Origin of the sequence: Acinetobacter sp. PW68 (assembly GCF_020982655.1) — a bacterium.
Classification (GTDB): Bacteria; Pseudomonadota; Gammaproteobacteria; order Pseudomonadales; family Moraxellaceae; genus Acinetobacter; species Acinetobacter towneri_A.
On record NZ_JAHZSX010000001.1, the window covers coordinates 59,755 to 75,783 of the forward strand.

At 36.0% G+C, this 16,029-nt stretch carries 15 protein-coding genes; all 15 read left to right on the forward strand.

The window, feature by feature from the left end; genetic code table 11:
* The first annotated feature begins 20 nt into the window (after positions 1-20).
* The 15 genes from tviB (at position 21) to K1T76_RS00305 (ending at position 15,955) form a co-directional block, all read left to right on the forward strand.
* Positions 21-1,319: a Vi polysaccharide biosynthesis UDP-N-acetylglucosamine C-6 dehydrogenase TviB gene (tviB, locus tag K1T76_RS00235; protein WP_230243688.1), complete on the forward strand. Its 1,299-nt coding sequence runs from the start codon at positions 21-23 to the stop codon at positions 1,317-1,319.
* Between the two features lie 30 nt (positions 1,320-1,349).
* A complete protein-coding gene (locus K1T76_RS00240; protein WP_230243689.1) occupies positions 1,350-2,294 on the forward strand; it encodes a Gfo/Idh/MocA family protein in 945 nt (314 codons plus the stop codon).
* 14 nt (positions 2,295-2,308) lie between these two features.
* On the forward strand, positions 2,309-2,896 hold the full coding sequence (gene wbpD, locus K1T76_RS00245; RefSeq protein WP_230243690.1) for an acyltransferase: 588 nt from the start codon (positions 2,309-2,311) through the stop codon (positions 2,894-2,896).
* Positions 2,893-3,984 carry a DegT/DnrJ/EryC1/StrS family aminotransferase gene (locus K1T76_RS00250; protein WP_230243691.1) on the forward strand — a complete coding sequence of 364 codons (1,092 nt, stop codon included), beginning with the start codon at positions 2,893-2,895 and terminating at the stop codon, positions 3,982-3,984. The genes wbpD and K1T76_RS00250 overlap by 4 nt, the downstream gene beginning before the upstream one ends.
* Before the next feature lie 16 nt (positions 3,985-4,000).
* Complete coding sequence (locus K1T76_RS00255) at positions 4,001-5,248, forward strand: oligosaccharide flippase family protein (RefSeq protein WP_230243692.1); 1,248 nt, start codon at positions 4,001-4,003, stop codon at positions 5,246-5,248.
* A 204-nt stretch (positions 5,249-5,452) separates the two neighbouring features.
* The gene (locus K1T76_RS00260; protein WP_230243693.1) at positions 5,453-6,265 is read left to right on the forward strand and encodes a hypothetical protein; all 813 of its coding nucleotides are present in this window, start codon (positions 5,453-5,455) and stop codon (positions 6,263-6,265) included.
* Between the two features lie 79 nt (positions 6,266-6,344).
* Complete coding sequence (locus K1T76_RS00265) at positions 6,345-7,523, forward strand: hypothetical protein (RefSeq protein ID WP_230243694.1); 1,179 nt, start codon at positions 6,345-6,347, stop codon at positions 7,521-7,523.
* Between the two features lie 10 nt (positions 7,524-7,533).
* Positions 7,534-8,652, forward strand: a complete 1,119-nt coding sequence (locus K1T76_RS00270) for a glycosyltransferase (protein ID WP_230243695.1) — start codon at positions 7,534-7,536, stop codon at positions 8,650-8,652.
* Between the two features lie 3 nt (positions 8,653-8,655).
* Complete coding sequence (locus K1T76_RS00275) at positions 8,656-9,282, forward strand: PIG-L deacetylase family protein (protein ID WP_230243696.1); 627 nt, start codon at positions 8,656-8,658, stop codon at positions 9,280-9,282.
* Entirely contained in the window at positions 9,267-10,121 is an 855-nt protein-coding gene (locus K1T76_RS00280; protein WP_230243697.1) for a UDP-3-O-(3-hydroxymyristoyl)glucosamine N-acyltransferase, read from the forward strand. Before K1T76_RS00275 ends, K1T76_RS00280 begins: the two co-directional genes overlap by 16 nt.
* 2 nt (positions 10,122-10,123) lie before the next feature.
* The gene (locus tag K1T76_RS00285; protein ID WP_230243698.1) at positions 10,124-11,350 is read left to right on the forward strand and encodes a glycosyltransferase family 4 protein; all 1,227 of its coding nucleotides are present in this window, start codon (positions 10,124-10,126) and stop codon (positions 11,348-11,350) included.
* 1 nt (position 11,351) lies between these two features.
* A complete protein-coding gene (locus tag K1T76_RS00290; RefSeq protein WP_326845732.1) occupies positions 11,352-11,960 on the forward strand; it encodes a sugar transferase in 609 nt (202 codons plus the stop codon).
* Positions 11,953-12,609, forward strand: coding sequence for a NeuD/PglB/VioB family sugar acetyltransferase (locus K1T76_RS00295; protein WP_230243699.1), 657 nt, complete (start codon positions 11,953-11,955; stop codon positions 12,607-12,609). The genes K1T76_RS00290 and K1T76_RS00295 overlap by 8 nt, the downstream gene beginning before the upstream one ends.
* 37 nt (positions 12,610-12,646) lie before the next feature.
* Positions 12,647-13,822 (forward strand): DegT/DnrJ/EryC1/StrS family aminotransferase, encoded by a 1,176-nt coding sequence (locus tag K1T76_RS00300; RefSeq protein WP_230243700.1) that lies wholly within the window; start codon positions 12,647-12,649, stop codon positions 13,820-13,822.
* Positions 13,823-14,080: 258 nt separating this feature from the next.
* A complete protein-coding gene (locus K1T76_RS00305; RefSeq protein WP_230243701.1) occupies positions 14,081-15,955 on the forward strand; it encodes a polysaccharide biosynthesis protein in 1,875 nt (624 codons plus the stop codon).
* Positions 15,956-16,029: the final 74 nt, after the last annotated feature.

Genomic DNA, 16,029 nt, shown 5'->3' on the forward strand with positions numbered 1-16,029 from the left:
ATAAATTTAAAGGCGCTAAAATGCTACAACTCTCTGAGCTAAAAATTGCCGTTATTGGTTTAGGCTATGTCGGTTTACCTTTGGCAGTTGAATTCGGAAAAAAATTGCCAGTGGTTGGTTTTGATATCCATCAAAAACGCATACAAGAATTACAAAGTGGGCAAGATCACACTTTAGAAGTGTCTCCAGAAGAGCTCAAACAAGCAACGCAACTGACTTATTCAGCTAACTTAGAAGACTTAAGTAGCTGTAATTTTTTCATTGTAACTGTGCCAACGCCTGTAGATGAAGTGAACCGCCCTGATTTAACTCCTTTAATAAAAGCCAGTGAAACATTGGGTAAAGTGTTAAATCGTGGTGATGTCGTGGTGTATGAGTCTACGGTATACCCAGGGGCTACAGAGGAAGTGTGTATTCCAGTATTGGAACAAGTGTCTGGTTTAAAGTTTAATCAGGACTTTTTTGCAGGTTATAGTCCAGAGCGTATTAACCCAGGCGATAAAGTCAATACCCTGACTAAAATTAAAAAAATTACCAGTGGTAGTACCCCAGAAATTGCCACCCTTGTAGATCAAGTCTATGCCAGCATTATTACTGCGGGTACACATAAAGCATCGAGTATTAAAGTAGCGGAAGCAGCTAAGGTCATTGAAAATACTCAGCGTGATTTAAATATTGCTTTGGTGAATGAGCTTTCGGTGATTTTCTCACGTATTGGTATTGATACTTTAGATGTGTTGGAAGCCGCAGGCAGTAAGTGGAACTTTTTACCGTTCCGTCCAGGATTGGTGGGGGGGCATTGTATTGGGGTCGATCCGTACTATTTAACCCATAAAGCAGAGGAAGTTGGTTATCATCCGCAAGTGATTTTGGCGGGTCGTCGCATTAATGACAATATGGCACGTTATGTTGCACGTGCTACCATTAAAAGAATGGTGAAAAATAATATTGATGTAACCAAAGCCACTGTTGGTATTTTGGGCATCACTTTTAAAGAAAACTGCCCAGATATTCGTAACAGTAAAATTGTAGATGTAATTAAAGAGTTCGATCAATGGGGCATTAAGGTTGCAGTGTGTGACCCTTGGGCCGATGCCGAAGAAGTTAAACATGAATATGGAATTGACTTGGTTCAGGTGGATGCTGAACACCCTGTGGACAGTTTAGTGGTTGCTGTGGGACATAATGAGTTTCGTGCTTTGAGTCCTGAACAGTTACGTGCCTATGTGAAAGCCGAACAACCTGTATTGACCGATGTAAAAAGCTTGTTTAACCGTGATGAAATGACAGCACAAGGTTTTACCGTATTCCGTTTATAAGATTCACCCAAAATAGATTGTAGTAAAAATATGAAAAAATTTGCCCTGATTGGTGCTGCAGGTTATATCGCACCACGTCATTTAAAAGCCATTAAAGAAACAGGCAACACTTTGGCAGTCGCAATGGATGTTAACGACTCTGTTGGTATTATGGACAGCCACTTTCCTGACGCTGAGTTTTTTACCGAATTTGAAGAATTTGAAGCCTATGTAGAGGATCAAAAGCTCAAAGGTGAAAAGCTAGATTATGTTGCGATTTGCTCACCAAACTATTTACATGCGCCACACATGAAATATGCCTTAAAAAATGGCATAGATGTGATTTGTGAAAAGCCATTGGTATTGAATTCAGAAGATTTAAACCTTTTATCTGAATATGAAAAACAGTATGGTGCAAAAGTAAACTCGATTTTACAGCTACGTTTGCACCCTTCTATTATCGCGTTGCGTGATAAAGTTCAGGCTGCACCTGCAGGTAAAATTTTTGATGTAGATTTAACTTATTTAACCTCACGTGGTAAGTGGTATTTAAAATCGTGGAAGGGAGTAGATAATAAGTCGGGTGGCGTAGCAACTAATATTGGTGTGCATTTTTATGACATGCTGCATTTTATTTTTGGCAAAATTGTGAAAAATGAAGTGCATTATCGTGATGAAAAAACCGCATCGGGTTATTTAGAGTATGAACGTGCCCGTGTACGCTGGTTCTTGTCTATTGATGCCAAAAATTTACCTGAAAATGCGGTGCAAGGTGAGAAATTAACCTACCGTAGTATTACCATTGAAAATGAAGAGCTTGAGTTTTCAGGTGGTTTTACAGACTTACACACCCAAAGTTACCAACGTATTTTGTCTGGTAAGGGCTATGGCGTAGAAGAAAACCGTGCTGCAATTGAAACGGTTGAAGTGATCCGTGTTGCGCCAATTGTTGAAAATCCGAGCAACCCACACCCTCTATTAGTAAAAGTAAAATAATAAGGCAGAACACGATGAGTTTTTATCAACATGAAAGTGCAATTGTCGATGAGGGTGCTCAAATTGGTGAGAACTCTCGTGTTTGGCATTTTGTGCATGTTTGTGGCGGTGCCAAAATTGGACAAGGGGTATCTTTAGGCCAAAACGTTTTCGTAGGCAATAAGGTTGTGATAGGCGATCATTGCAAAGTACAAAATAATGTTTCGGTGTATGACAATGTTACTCTTGAAGAAGGGGTGTTTTGTGGGCCGAGCATGGTGTTTACCAATGTATATAATCCACGCTCACTGATTGAACGTAAAGACGAATACCGTAATACACTTGTAAAAAAAGGTGCGACTTTGGGTGCAAACTGTACCATTGTTTGTGGTATTACCATTGGTGAATATTCATTTGTCGGTGCTGGTGCAGTTGTCAATAAAGATGTACCTGCCTATGCATTGATGGTCGGTGTTCCTGCAAAACAAATTGGCTGGATGAGTGAATTTGGCGAGCAGTTAGATTTACCTTTAGAAGGTGAAGCCCAAGTTGCGTGTGAACACACAGGGGCAATTTATCGCTTAAATGGTAAGATTGTGACCAAAGAGCAGGCGGCAGCATGATTGAATTTATTGATTTAAAAGCACAACAAGCACGTCTTAAGGATAAGATTGAAGCAGGGATTCAGAATGTCTTAACACATGGCCAATATATTCTTGGTCCTGAAGTTAAAGAACTTGAAGAAAAACTGGCAGCATATGTGGGTGCAAAATACTGTATTACCTGTGCGAATGGTACGGATGCTTTGCAAATTGTACAAATGGCATTTGGGATTGGCCCGGGTGATGAAGTGATCACCCCAGGATTTACCTATATTGCAACAGCTGAAACAGTGGCTGTATTGGGTGCAACGCCTGTATATGTGGATGTAAACCCTAAAACATATAATCTGGATGTTGAAAAGCTCGAAGCTGCGATTACACCCCGCACTAAAGCGATTATTCCTGTCAGTTTATATGGTCAATGTGCTGACTTTGATGCTATTAACGCCATTGCTGCTAAATATAATCTTCCTGTGATCGAGGATGCTGCACAAAGTTTTGGTGCGACTTATAAAGGCCGTAAAAGCTGTAACTTGAGTACAGTAGCTTGTACCAGCTTTTTCCCAAGTAAGCCTTTGGGCTGCTATGGAGATGGTGGAGCGATCTTTACCAATGATGAAGAACTGGCAAAAGTGATCCGTCAAATTGCCCGTCATGGACAAGATCGTCGTTATCATCACATTCGTATTGGGGTAAATAGTCGTTTAGATACTTTGCAAGCGGCAATTTTGTTACCCAAATTAGAAATTTTGGATGATGAAATACAAGCACGTCAGCGTGTAGCGGAAACATATACTCAATTATTAAATGAAGTGGGCATTTTAAGCACACCATTTATTGAATCGTATAATACGAGTGCTTGGGCGCAATATACGATTCAAGTAGACTACCGCAGTGAGGTTCAGGAAAAGCTAAAAGTACAAGGTATTCCAACTGCTGTACATTATCCAATTCCATTGAATAAACAACCAGCTGTTGCTAATGAAAATGCTATTTTACTTGTTGGTGATGCAATTGCTGAACGTGTAATGAGTTTACCGATGCATCCATATTTAGAAAAACATGATCAAAGTCTAATTGTAAACGGACTAAGGGAACAGGTAAAATAAATCTAAGGTAAAAAAATTGCTATTTTTAAAAAAATTAATCAATTCAAGCTTAATGCAAAATATTTTTGCATTAAGCTTTGTGCAGGTTTTAAATTATATCTTACCCTTATTATTAATACCTTACTTGTTAAAAACTTTAGGTGCTTCAGGGTGGGGTAAAATAGTATTTGTCCAGCTAGTTTTACAATACTTTGTTGTAGTTGTAACATATGGCTTTCAATGGTCTGCAGTAAATAAAATTTCACCTATAAGAAAGCAAGTAATTCTGGTAAATAAATTATTCAGTGGTTATTTTTTTTCACAGCTTTTGTTATTAATGGTGTGTTTATTAATATTAAGTGCTGGCGTATTAATTTTTGATGACCTTAAAAGTGAATTTGACCTTCTTTATATAGGTTTTATAGCCGTAGCTGGTACGGTTATTTTTCCAATTTGGTTGATGCAAGCACTTGAGGAATTAAAGTTTGTTGCATTAACACAATTAGTTAGTCAAATATTTTGTTTTAGTTGTATATTTTTATTTGTAAATAGTAGTGATGATTTAGATGTTGCTTTGTTTTTTCAGTCAATTAATAATTTAATTTCAGGTAGCCTTTGTTTTTGTTTTTTATATAAAAAAGGATATAAATTAACAAAAATAAGTATTTCAGATATAGTAATATCCCTGAAAGATGGTTTTACTTTATTTACGTCCCAAGTTTGGATTAGTTTGTATACTAATTCTATTCCAATAATATTGGGCCTAGTAACTAATAGTACTGTTGTTGCAACTTATTCAGTTGCAGATAGAATTCAAAAGGCAATAAGATTTATATTGAATCCAATAAGTAGGGCTATTTTTCCAAGAATTTCTTTCTTACAGAAAAATGATATTGAGAAGAGTGACAGATTGCTTAAAATTTCAATTGCTTTTACATTTATAATAACTGCAATCGCTAGTCTTATCTTATTCACTTTTATAGATGATATTATTCAATTTTTGAATGCTGAAAATTTACCAAATATATATTCAGTTATATATATATTTACTATAATGCCCGTGCTAGTTGGACTCTCTAGTGTGATTTCTATACAAGCCTTAATCCCTAAAGGTTATTCAAAAGCATTGAATAAGATTTGGTTTAGTGCATGTTTAATTACATTGTTAATTATTTATCCAATTATTAATGGGTATGGTGTTGTTGGAGCTGCTGTTTTAGCGGTCTTAGTTGAAGCATATATTCTCATACTAATGTTAATAGTTTTAAAGCGAGGAAAAAAATGAATTATTACTCATGGGATAATCATTCGACTTTGAGGGAGAAGACAGGTGGAGGAAAAGCTAGATTAGATGTTAGTTATTTTTTGAAAGAAGAAGGCTATAAGTCTTTAAAGTATTATAATTCTAAAAATATTTTTTAAAATTTTTACTAGTAATTGTAAACTTTATTTTATTTCCTTTTTAATCAAAAAGGAAAGTATTCTTTTTGTGCAGTACCCACACAATATAGGGCAGAGAAATATCTTGAAATTTTATAAAAAAATTAAGAGGGTAAAAACAATATTTTTAATTCACGATCTTGAAAGTATACGTCTTAAAAACGATGCAAGTATTGAAGCACAGGATCTTAAATATGCTGATTATATTATATCTTTAAATGATGCTATGAAAGATTATATTGAAAATAAATTGGGTATTAAAAATAAGAAAATTGCCTGTTTAGAGTTATGGGATTATTATGTAGCTAATAAGCCATCAAAAGTAGTGAAAATTGATTTATCAGAGAAAGCTAAAAATTTTAAATGTAATATATTAATTGCTGGAAATTTAGATAAAAATAAAGCGGGATACTTAAAAAAACTTAGCGAAGTTAGTGATGTGAGATTTTTTCTAATGGGCGATAACTTTGATAACAATATAGAATTAAAAGATAATGTAAATTATATTGGATCTTTTGATGCAGATACACGGATAAATTACTTTGGAGGTATTTTGTTTGGCCTTATATGGGATGGAGAATCAATTGAAACGTGTTCAGGAAATTATGGAAAATATTTACATATAAATTTACCTCATAAAACTTCATTTTATTTGAGCAATAAAATACCACTTATTGTTTGGAATGAATGTTATATATTTGCTAAAATTGAAAAGGAATTTTTAGGAAAGGGTATTAATAGCCTATATGAATTAAATTCTTTAGATAAAAATTGGAATGAAAATTCAATTAATAAAGAAAATGATAAGATTAAAAAAGGTTATTATTTAAAGACTGCTTTAAAAAACTTGGGTATGTCTTAAAATGGTTTATCTTAATCTTATTTGTTTTTTGATTATATACTTAATTTTATTTTTATTTATTTTGAGTTGGTAGCAGAAAATGATAAATAAAATAATATTTTTAATTCTTATTTTTTTTGCACTTTTTTTCCCGACAAAATATTACAATATTTATCATTTTGTTTTATTAGGGGGTGCAAGCTTGCTAATATTGATTAATGGAGTAAAGCTAAATATAAGTTTTTATGCTAGATATTTTTTAATATTGATTGTTTTGATTGTTTTTAATGTATTTGTAAGCTCAATATACTTGGGTTCTGATTTTTTTAGGAATGCTACGGAAATATTTAGATTTTTACCAACACTGCTTTTTTTATTATGTTATAGAGCAATTAATATTAATAGACAAAATATTTATTTTTTATTTTGCTCTTATACTAGTGTAGTAACAATAATTTGCTGCCTTCAGTATTTAGGTTTTGAGTCAGTTTTGAATTTATCTAGAATATATGGTTCAGAATTACAAGTAGAAAACTCATTAATTATTTCCAGTCGAGCAATTGGGTTGAGTACTGGTCCTGGAAATAATGGTGCAATGTTTACTATTTTATATGTTTATTTTTTATCAAATTTTTTGTTCTTTAAGGAAAGAAAATCAATAAATATTATATTTATGTTGCTATGTGCTGTTAGTGTTGTTTTTGCGCAGTCCCAAACTAGTTTGGTTGCAATAAGTTTAGTGACTCTGTTTTCTTTGGTTATATTGTTTATTATAGATAAAAGAAAAGTATTAAATTTTTATGTTTTTTTTGTTTTTTTTAATGTTATTTTAGGGATGGGAGTCATATTTTATAAATTTTTAAATAAATTTGGATATCTTATCTCCTTATTCGAGGAAGGGTTAACTCGTAATTCTTATAAGGTTAGAGTGGAGAAAATGGATGCAGTATTGGATTTGTCATTTTCTAATCCTATAATGTTTTTTTTCGGTTATGGCAAAGATTTAGTACCTAATGCAACTGCCTTGGATAATGAGTATGCATTTTATTTAGGAGTTTATGGTGCTTTTTCTCTGATGCTTTTATTTGTATTTTATTTGTATTTTCTTACCTCTGTTTTTAATAAAAATAAAAATTTTCCTGATTTTTTGTTATGTCTGACAGTTTTTGCTGGACTAATTATAGCATGGCCTAGTTCATTCACTTTGGATCCAAGACTATTATTTATATTTACTATTTATTTGATTTTCTCTTTAAGAGAAAAGAATATTCAACGCTGAGAAATTTATTTTGAAAATAGTAATCCTCTCTGGAGCTAATAGTATACATACAATCCGTTGGGCAAATGGATTGCAGGAAGCTGGACTTGAAGTTTATCTTATTAGTCAACATCCTCTAATGCATAAACTTAACGAAGGTATTCAATATTATGAACTGCCTAATCGTGGGGTTTTGGGATATTTTTTAATTGTAGCGCAAGTAAAAAAATTATTGTTAGCTATCAAGCCTGATATTGTAAATGCTCATTATGCAAGTGGTTATGGGACAACTGCACGTTTAGTTAACTATCATCCTTATGTTTTGTCTGTATGGGGAAGCGATATTTATTTATTTCCTAAAAAATCATTTATTCATCACTGGCTAGTGAATAAAAATTTATTAGCAGCGGATGCAATTGCATCAACAAGTCATTGTATGGCTTTAGAAACTAATAAACTGGTTGCCTTAAAAAAACCCATTTTTATTACCCCATTTGGTATAGATAAAGATATTTTTTATAAAGAACGAAATTACTCAGCATCAGGCTATTTGTCAGAAGATAAGATTGTTATTGGTACCGTAAAATCCCTAAAACCTGTTTACGGCATAGATTTGCTAATTAAATCGTTTGCTATTCTTTATAATAAATTGAAAGCTTCTCATCCTCAATTGGCTGAAATTCTTAGGTTAAGAATTGTTGGTGGCGGGCAAGAATTAGAGGTATTACAAGCATTAGCTGCAAGTTTAAATATATATAATTTGGTTGAATTTATTGGACAAGTTAATCATGAGCAAGTTCCAGAAGAGTTAGCAAAACTTGATATTTATGTTGCTTTAAGTAGAAGCGAAAGTTTTGGTGTGGCGATCCTTGAAGCGGGATTGAATCAATGCCCTGTTGTTGTTTCTAATGTAAGTGGTTTAGCCGAAGTAGTGGTTCATGAAGATACAGGTTTAATTGTTGAAAGCGAAAATATTAATGAGGCTTCTGAGGCATTAAGTAAGCTAGTTTTAAATCCTGAACTTATTCAAAGACTAGGAGCTAACGGACAAAAGTATGTTTTAGAAAATTATTTATGGCCTGTTAGTATAAAAAAAATGGTAAATGCATTTAATGCAACCATTGAACTCAAACATTCTAGGAATTATTAATTGATGAATTTTAAAAGTATTTTAGTTTTAGCTCCTCATACTGATGATGGAGAGTTAGGGGCGGGCAGTTTTATTGCAAAATTATCTGTACAAGGTGCGAATATAAAGTATGTAGCTTTCTCTTCTGCACCTGAATCATTACCTGATGGTTTTCCTAGAGATACTTTAGTTAAAGAAGTACATTTGGCAACTGGAGAGTTAGGTATTTCTGATTTGGTGGTTAAAAATTACCCAGTTCGTAACTTTGATTTACATAGACAAGAAATATTGGATGATTTAATCAAAATCCGTAAAGAAAATAACTTTGATTTAGTCTTAATACCATCTACATCTGATGTACATCAAGATCATCAGGTTATAATGCAAGAAGGTATTAGGGCTTTTAAGAATACCACCATATTAGGTTATGAGCTTATTTGGAATAGTTTTGATTTTAAAAATCACTTGTATGTAAAACTAGATGAAGCTCATGTCATGGCGAAAGTTAATGCGCTACAAAAATATGCTTCTCAAGCACATCGTCCTTATATGTCAGAAGAGTTCGTCCGTTCATTGGCTTATACACGTGGGCTACAAGTTAATCATAAATATGCTGAATGTTTTGAGGTGATAAGATGGGTTATAAATTAAAGTCAAAGGTTTCAATAAAAGCAGTTTTTGAAAAATTAGATATAGCATGGAAATCTGAAAAAGATTACTTAATAGAGTCTATTTCACCTTTAAATAATTATTTAGAAGGCAGCTTAGCTTTTTGTAATAAAAATATAGAAGTGCCAAATAATTCTATTCTGATTTCAAATCAAGTTTTAGATAATGCTCAAGTTATTTTTTCTGAAAATCCTAGAACCCATTTTGTTCAAGTTTTAGCTTGGTTGAATGAAAATATTGGATTTGATTTGTACAATGAAGAATCAATCATTGATCCAACAGCAGTCATTGGGGCAAATGTTGTTATTGAGTCAGGTTGCTATATAGGAAAAAATGTAGTTATTGAACCAAATGTTGTGATTCATAAAGGTACAATAATTGGTGATAACTCCCGAATTAGATCGTGTGCTTCAATTGGTAGTGATGGTTTTGGATTTGAGCGTATTGGCAATGATATCGTACGTTTTCCTCATTTAGGTAGGGTACGAATTGGCCAGAATGTTGAAGTGGGTTCGTGTGTTGCGATCGCAAGAGGGACACTTTCTGATACAGTCATTCATGATCAAGTTAAGATAGATAATCTAGTTCATATTGCACACAATGTAATAATTCATGATGGTGCATTTGTTATAGCTTGCGCTGAGGTAAGCGGTAGCGTTGAAATCGGAAAGAATGCTTGGATTGCGCCCAATGCATCTATTAATCAAAAACTAAAAATTGGGGATAATGCACTTGTAGGGTTAGGTGCTGTTGTCACAAAAAATGTTGAATTCGATTCAATTGTTGCTGGAAATCCTGCAAAAAAATTAGTGAAACGTTAAAAATGAGAAAGGTTTTTTGGTTTATCAATGAATATTCTTCCACGCCAGAATATGGGCTGGGTGGTCGTCATTATTACTTGGCTCAGGAGTTAGCTAGACAAGGGCATTTAGTGTATGTGATAGCTTCTAACTCACACCACCTATTAAGAGTATCAAAGAACCTGTCAGAGAATTTTCTTATTGAAAAAATTGAGGACAATTTTAATTTCATTTGGGTAAAGCTACCAGCCTATGATGGTGCGCATAGTCGTAGAAGAGTATTGAACTGGTTTGAATTTTCATGGAAATTAAGAAAATTAGCATCTTTGAAAATAGAGAAGCCAGATGTAATTATCTATTCTTCACCTTCTTTAATAGGCTATATGGGCGCCAAAAATTTAGCAAATAAATTTGAAGTTCCTTTCGTTTTTGAGGTTAGGGATATTTGGCCTTTAACACTAACAGAGCTTGGAGGGATTTCAAAGAAACATCCCTTTATTAAACTTATGCAATGGATAGAAGATAGAGCATATCAAAAATCAGATATTGTCTTTTCTAATCTATTTAATGCTGTAGAACATATGGTATCTAGAGGAATGGATAAAAATAAATTCCATTGGATACCAAATGGAATTTCGATACCGGAAGTTGAAAATAAAGAACCGTTATCTGAAGACGTGATAAGTCAGATTCCTACAGATAAGTTCATTATTGGCTATACAGGTACAATTGGTACAGCAAATGCAATTGATAATTTAATAGAAGCTGCAAATCTACTTAAAGACTATCCAGAAATTCATTTTTTATTGGTAGGTGGAGGTAAGGACAAAAAGCAATTAGAAGATTTAGTTAAAAATAATGGTTTGATGAATGTTACTTTTATTGAACCAATTCCTAAAAAACAGGTTCAGTCAATAATTGAATTATTTGATGTCTGTTTTATTGGTTCTCAAAACATATCTCTGTATAGATTTGGAGTCGCTCCTAATAAAGTGCCTGAATACTTATATTCGGGAAAACCAATTGTACATGCATATTCCGGTGCAGGATGCTTGATTGAGAAATCTATGAGTGGTTTTTCAATTCCATCAGGCGATTCACAACTACTTTGTGAAGCAATCTTAAAACTTTATCATCTAAGTGATGAAACAAGGTTAGAGATGGGTAGAAATGGTCATGAATTTGCAGTGAATTATTTAAGTTATACTCAAATATCTAAAAAGTTATTTAAAGCAATTTTTGGTGATTAAATTGAAACGTCTGCTCGATATTATGATCGCCTCTATCGCCCTCATTCTGCTTTCTCCTTTATATGCTTTTGTAGCTTATAAAGTGAAGAAAAACTTAGGTTCACCAGTCTTATTCCGCCAAGTTCGTCCTGGGTTGCACGGCAAACCTTTTGAAATGATTAAATTTCGCACCATGAAAGATGCTGTGGATGCAAAAGGCAATCCATTACCAGACAGTGAGCGCCTAACACCATTCGGTAAAATGTTGCGTTCAACCAGTCTAGATGAAATGCCAGAGCTCTGGAATGTCATAAAAGGTGATATGAGCGTGGTTGGCCCACGTCCATTACTTATGGAATATTTGCCTTTATATAATGAAGAACAAGCAAAGCGCCATAATGTGCGTCCAGGTATGACGGGTCATGCACAAGTGAATGGACGTAATGCCATTAGCTGGGAAGAAAAATTCAAATTAGACACATGGTATGTCGAAAACCAGTCAACTGTATTGGACTTTAAAATAATGTTGAAAACTGTACAGAAAGTGATTGCGAAGGATGATATTAGTGCAGAAGGTGAAGCGACTATGACTAAATTTACAGGTACAAAATCGGATCAAGAGCATGACTGAACTATATGCAATTTATGGTGCTTCAGGCTGTGGGCGTAGCTTGATGCCAGTGGCAAGAGCCCAATTAAAGCGTTTGGGAAATCCTGCTGAAATCGTATTTATAGATGATAGCTTAGTTGCAGAAACCATAATCAATTCGCATCGAGCCATGAATTATGCGGCATTTAAAGCACACCCTGCGACTCAAAAACATGTATTAATTGCGATTGCCAATAGTCAAGTACGTGAAAAAATTTCAATACAACTTGAACAAGATGCAATTGAGCTCTGGAGTGTTCAGGCAGATAATGCAGTGCTGATGGATGAGGTTGAAATTGCTGCAGGTGCAGCACTCAGTCCTTTTGTGAGCGTTACCTCAAATATAAAAATTGGTAAATGCTTTCATGCCAATTTGTATAGCTATGTAGAACATGATTGCGTGATTGGTGACTTTGTAACTTTTGCCCCAGGTGTTCAGTGTAATGGCAATATTCACATTCATGACCATGCCTACATTGGTGCGGGTGCGGTGATAAAACAAGGTACACCAGACCAACCTTTAATTATTGGTCGGGGTGCGGTGGTTGGTATGGGCGCAGTAGTGACTAAAAGTGTACCCGCAGGTGTGACCGTTGTTGGTAACCCTGCGCGACTGTTGAAAAAGAACTAATTTCAAGACGAATACGATTAATATTCTAGGATAAAGTATGCTTAACACTGCATTTGAACCATGGCCAAGCTTTACTCAACAAGAGGCAGATGCCGTATCTCAAGTTTTACTGTCGAATAAAGTCAACTATTGGACAGGGCAAGAGTGCCGCGAATTTGAAAAAGAATTTGCCCAATTTGCGCAAACCCAATATGCCGTGGCACTTGCTAACGGTACTGTCGCTTTAGATGTTGCACTCAAAGCCTTGAACATTGGCACGGGTGATGACGTGATTGTCACTTCACGCACCTTTTTAGCTTCGGCAAGCTCCATTGTGACAGCAGGTGCCAACCCCATTTTTGCAGATGTAGAACTCGATTCACAAAACATTTCTGCCCGTACCATTGAAGCGGTACTGACTCCAAATACCAAAGCCATTATTTGTGTGCATTTGGCAGGGTGGATGTGTGATATGGACCCGATTATGCAAATGGCAAAAGAAAAGGGTCTGTATGTGATTGAAGACTGTGCACAGGCACATGGTGCGATGTACAAAGGCAAAGCTGCAGGTTCAATAGGACATATTGGTGCGTGGTCGTTCTGTCAGGACAAAATTATGACCACAGGTGGCGAAGGTGGAATGGTCACCACCAACGATGAAAACCTATGGAAAAAAATGTGGTCGTATAAAGACCATGGTAAAAATTACGACAGCATTTATCACAAACAACATCCACCAGGTTTTCGCTGGTTACATGACTCATTTGGTACTAACTGGCGCATGATGGAAATGCAAGCGGTGATTGGACGTATACAATTACAGCGCATGCCTGAATGGACACAAAAACGTACCGAGCATGCACAGCGCATTTTGGCAGCCTTTCAAGACAGTCCATATTTTACTGTGCATTACCCAGACAGCGACTATGTACATGCCAACTACAAGTGCTATGTGCAGGTCAATAGCGAACAGTTACCTGCAGGTTGGTCACGTGATCGTATCATGCAGGAAATGAATGCCCTGAATATACCTTGTTTTAGTGGTTCATGCTCAGAAGTATATTTGGAACACGCCTTTGATGGCACAGCATGGCGACCTGTACAGCGTTTGGTCAATGCACAGCAATTGGGCGAAACCAGTTTAATGTTCTTGGTTCATCCAAATTTAAGCAATGACAGCATAGAAAAAACCACTGCAGCCATTCAGCAGGTGATACAACAGATGGCAAGCTAAGCCATACTTGTGATGCAGCCCTCATGTGGTGATCTTCATATTGCGATAGGGCGCAAAGGGCTAAGTTAGGTTGGTTGTTGTAGCTTTACATCATTCGGCTATTGCAGCGCGATAGACTCATCTAATCTTTAAATCGAAAATAGAGTAAAATATTGCAAAGTCATATATCTTACTTTTATAAAAATAGTGTGAACTGAGGCTTGTTTTAAGATGTCTTATCCAATCGATCCTCAGTAAAAAATTGAGAAGCTTTATTCCGTGAAATCCATTATCGAACCTGCTGTTGAATCCCCCCGCTTAGTCAAACTTGCATTTTTAATGGTGCTGGACTTTTGTGTATTTCCTGTCTTGCTGTGGCTATGTTATGCCATTCGCCAGTTTGACCTAGGCGCAGAAGTGGTGCCCAACTTGGCTTTTGGTTCGGTATGGGCAAGTGTAATTGCCGTTGTATCGCTGTTTATTTTTGGAGTATATCGCTTTATTGTGCGTACCTACAGCGAACTGTTTATGGTCAAATTAGGGTTGGGCACTTCATTGACTGTGGCAGGGTTGTATGCGCTGGCTTACTTTACCGATGCCTTTATCCCTACCTCTATTCCGCTCATGTTCGGATTTCTCATGTTCGCATGGGTTTGGTTTAGCCGTGGCTTTATTCGATTTATCGTGCGTTCTTATTTACAGGCCGATATACAAAAAAAACGCATCGCGATTTATGGCGCGGGCAATGCAGGGCAGCAAATTGCAGCGGCTTTATATCGTTCAGATGAACACTTACCCGTGTTGTTTATTGATGATAATCCGTCACTCACTGGGCAACAGTTGGGCCGTTTAAAAGTCTATGATGCAGAAACAGCATTAAAAGTCATGCCGAAAAAGCATATTGATGAAATTTTGATTGCGTTGCCTTCTGTCGGACGCATGCGTAAAAGCGAGATCGTCACATTTTTAGAACCTGCACATATTAAAATTACCGAAATTCCAGGACTGACCAAACTGGTCGATGGTGAAATTCGCGTATCGGATATTCAGGAAGTTGATATTATTGACTTGCTCGGGCGTGACCCTGTGCCGCCAGTACCCGAACTGTTGGCTAAAAATATTCAAGACAAAATGGTCTTGGTCACAGGCGCGGGTGGTTCCATTGGTTCTGAACTGTGTCGCCAAATTGTCAAAAATAAACCCAAAGCCTTGGTGATTTATGAACTGACCGAATTTGCGTTGTACAGCATTGACAAAGAATTACGCTTAAATAGCGATGTCACGATTATCCCGATTTTAGGTTCAGTGCTCGATCAGGCCAAACTAGAGCGAGTGATGGAACAGTATAGGGTTCAAACTGTGTACCATGCGGCTGCTTACAAACACGTACCCTTGGTAGAATGTAACCCTTTGGCAGGTTTGAAAAACAACGCGATTGGTACGGCATTTAGCTTAAATGCAGCGGTCAAAACAGGGGTAGAAACCTTTGTACTCATTTCTACTGATAAAGCCGTGCGTCCAACCAATGTCATGGGGGCGTCTAAACGTATGGCAGAATTGTATTGTCAGGCGATGGCAGAAGCGCAAGATCAGACCCAAATTAGCATTGTCCGTTTTGGGAATGTTTTGGGATCATCGGGTTCGGTGGTGCCGTTGTTTAAACAGCAAATTGCCAAAGGTGGGCCCATTACCGTGACTCATCCTGAAGTCACCCGTTACTTTATGACCATTCCAGAAGCCTCGCAATTGGTGATTCAGGCGGGTGCTTTAGGTCAGGGGGGCGATGTATTTCTGCTGGATATGGGTGAACCTGTACGCATTCAGGACTTGGCCCGTCAAATGATTGCACTGAGTGGTTTAAAAGTGCGGGAAACAGGCAGTCAGGAAGGTGATATTGAAATTCAATATTCAGGCTTACGCCCAGGCGAAAAACTTTATGAAGAATTGTTGATTGATGCCGATAATACCGAAGTGACCCAGCACAGTCGTATTTTACGTTCTTATGAAAAAATGTATCCGTTGGATGAATTGCTGATGGTGTTCGAGCGTATGCATGACTTAACTGCAATTCAAAGTGATATTGACTGGGCTTTAGCACAGCTTGAACACTATGTGGATGGTTATGTCCGTGGGACAGAAATTAAGGTGAACTAAATTTCAAAAACTAAGTTGAAGTAAGTCAGTTCAACTTGCTGATGAGTAAAATTTAACTAAAAAATTTGTGTGAA

Bases quoted from the DNA above. Each gene is read 5' to 3' on its own strand.
- K1T76_RS00285 (WP_230243698.1), top strand. From the start codon at position 10,124: ATGAGAAAGGTTTTTTGGTTTATCAATGAATATTCTTCCACGCCAGAA.
- K1T76_RS00295 (WP_230243699.1), top strand. From the start codon at position 11,953: ATGACTGAACTATATGCAATTTATGGTGCTTCAGGCTGTGGGCGTAGC.
- K1T76_RS00240 (WP_230243689.1), top strand. From the start codon at position 1,350: ATGAAAAAATTTGCCCTGATTGGTGCTGCAGGTTATATCGCACCACGT.
- tviB (WP_230243688.1), top strand. From the start codon at position 21: ATGCTACAACTCTCTGAGCTAAAAATTGCCGTTATTGGTTTAGGCTAT.
- K1T76_RS00280 (WP_230243697.1), top strand. From the start codon at position 9,267: ATGGGTTATAAATTAAAGTCAAAGGTTTCAATAAAAGCAGTTTTTGAA.
- K1T76_RS00250 (WP_230243691.1), top strand. From the start codon at position 2,893: ATGATTGAATTTATTGATTTAAAAGCACAACAAGCACGTCTTAAGGAT.
- K1T76_RS00265 (WP_230243694.1), top strand. From the start codon at position 6,345: ATGATAAATAAAATAATATTTTTAATTCTTATTTTTTTTGCACTTTTT.
- K1T76_RS00275 (WP_230243696.1), top strand. From the start codon at position 8,656: ATGAATTTTAAAAGTATTTTAGTTTTAGCTCCTCATACTGATGATGGA.
- K1T76_RS00300 (WP_230243700.1), top strand. From the start codon at position 12,647: ATGCTTAACACTGCATTTGAACCATGGCCAAGCTTTACTCAACAAGAG.
- wbpD (WP_230243690.1), top strand. From the start codon at position 2,309: ATGAGTTTTTATCAACATGAAAGTGCAATTGTCGATGAGGGTGCTCAA.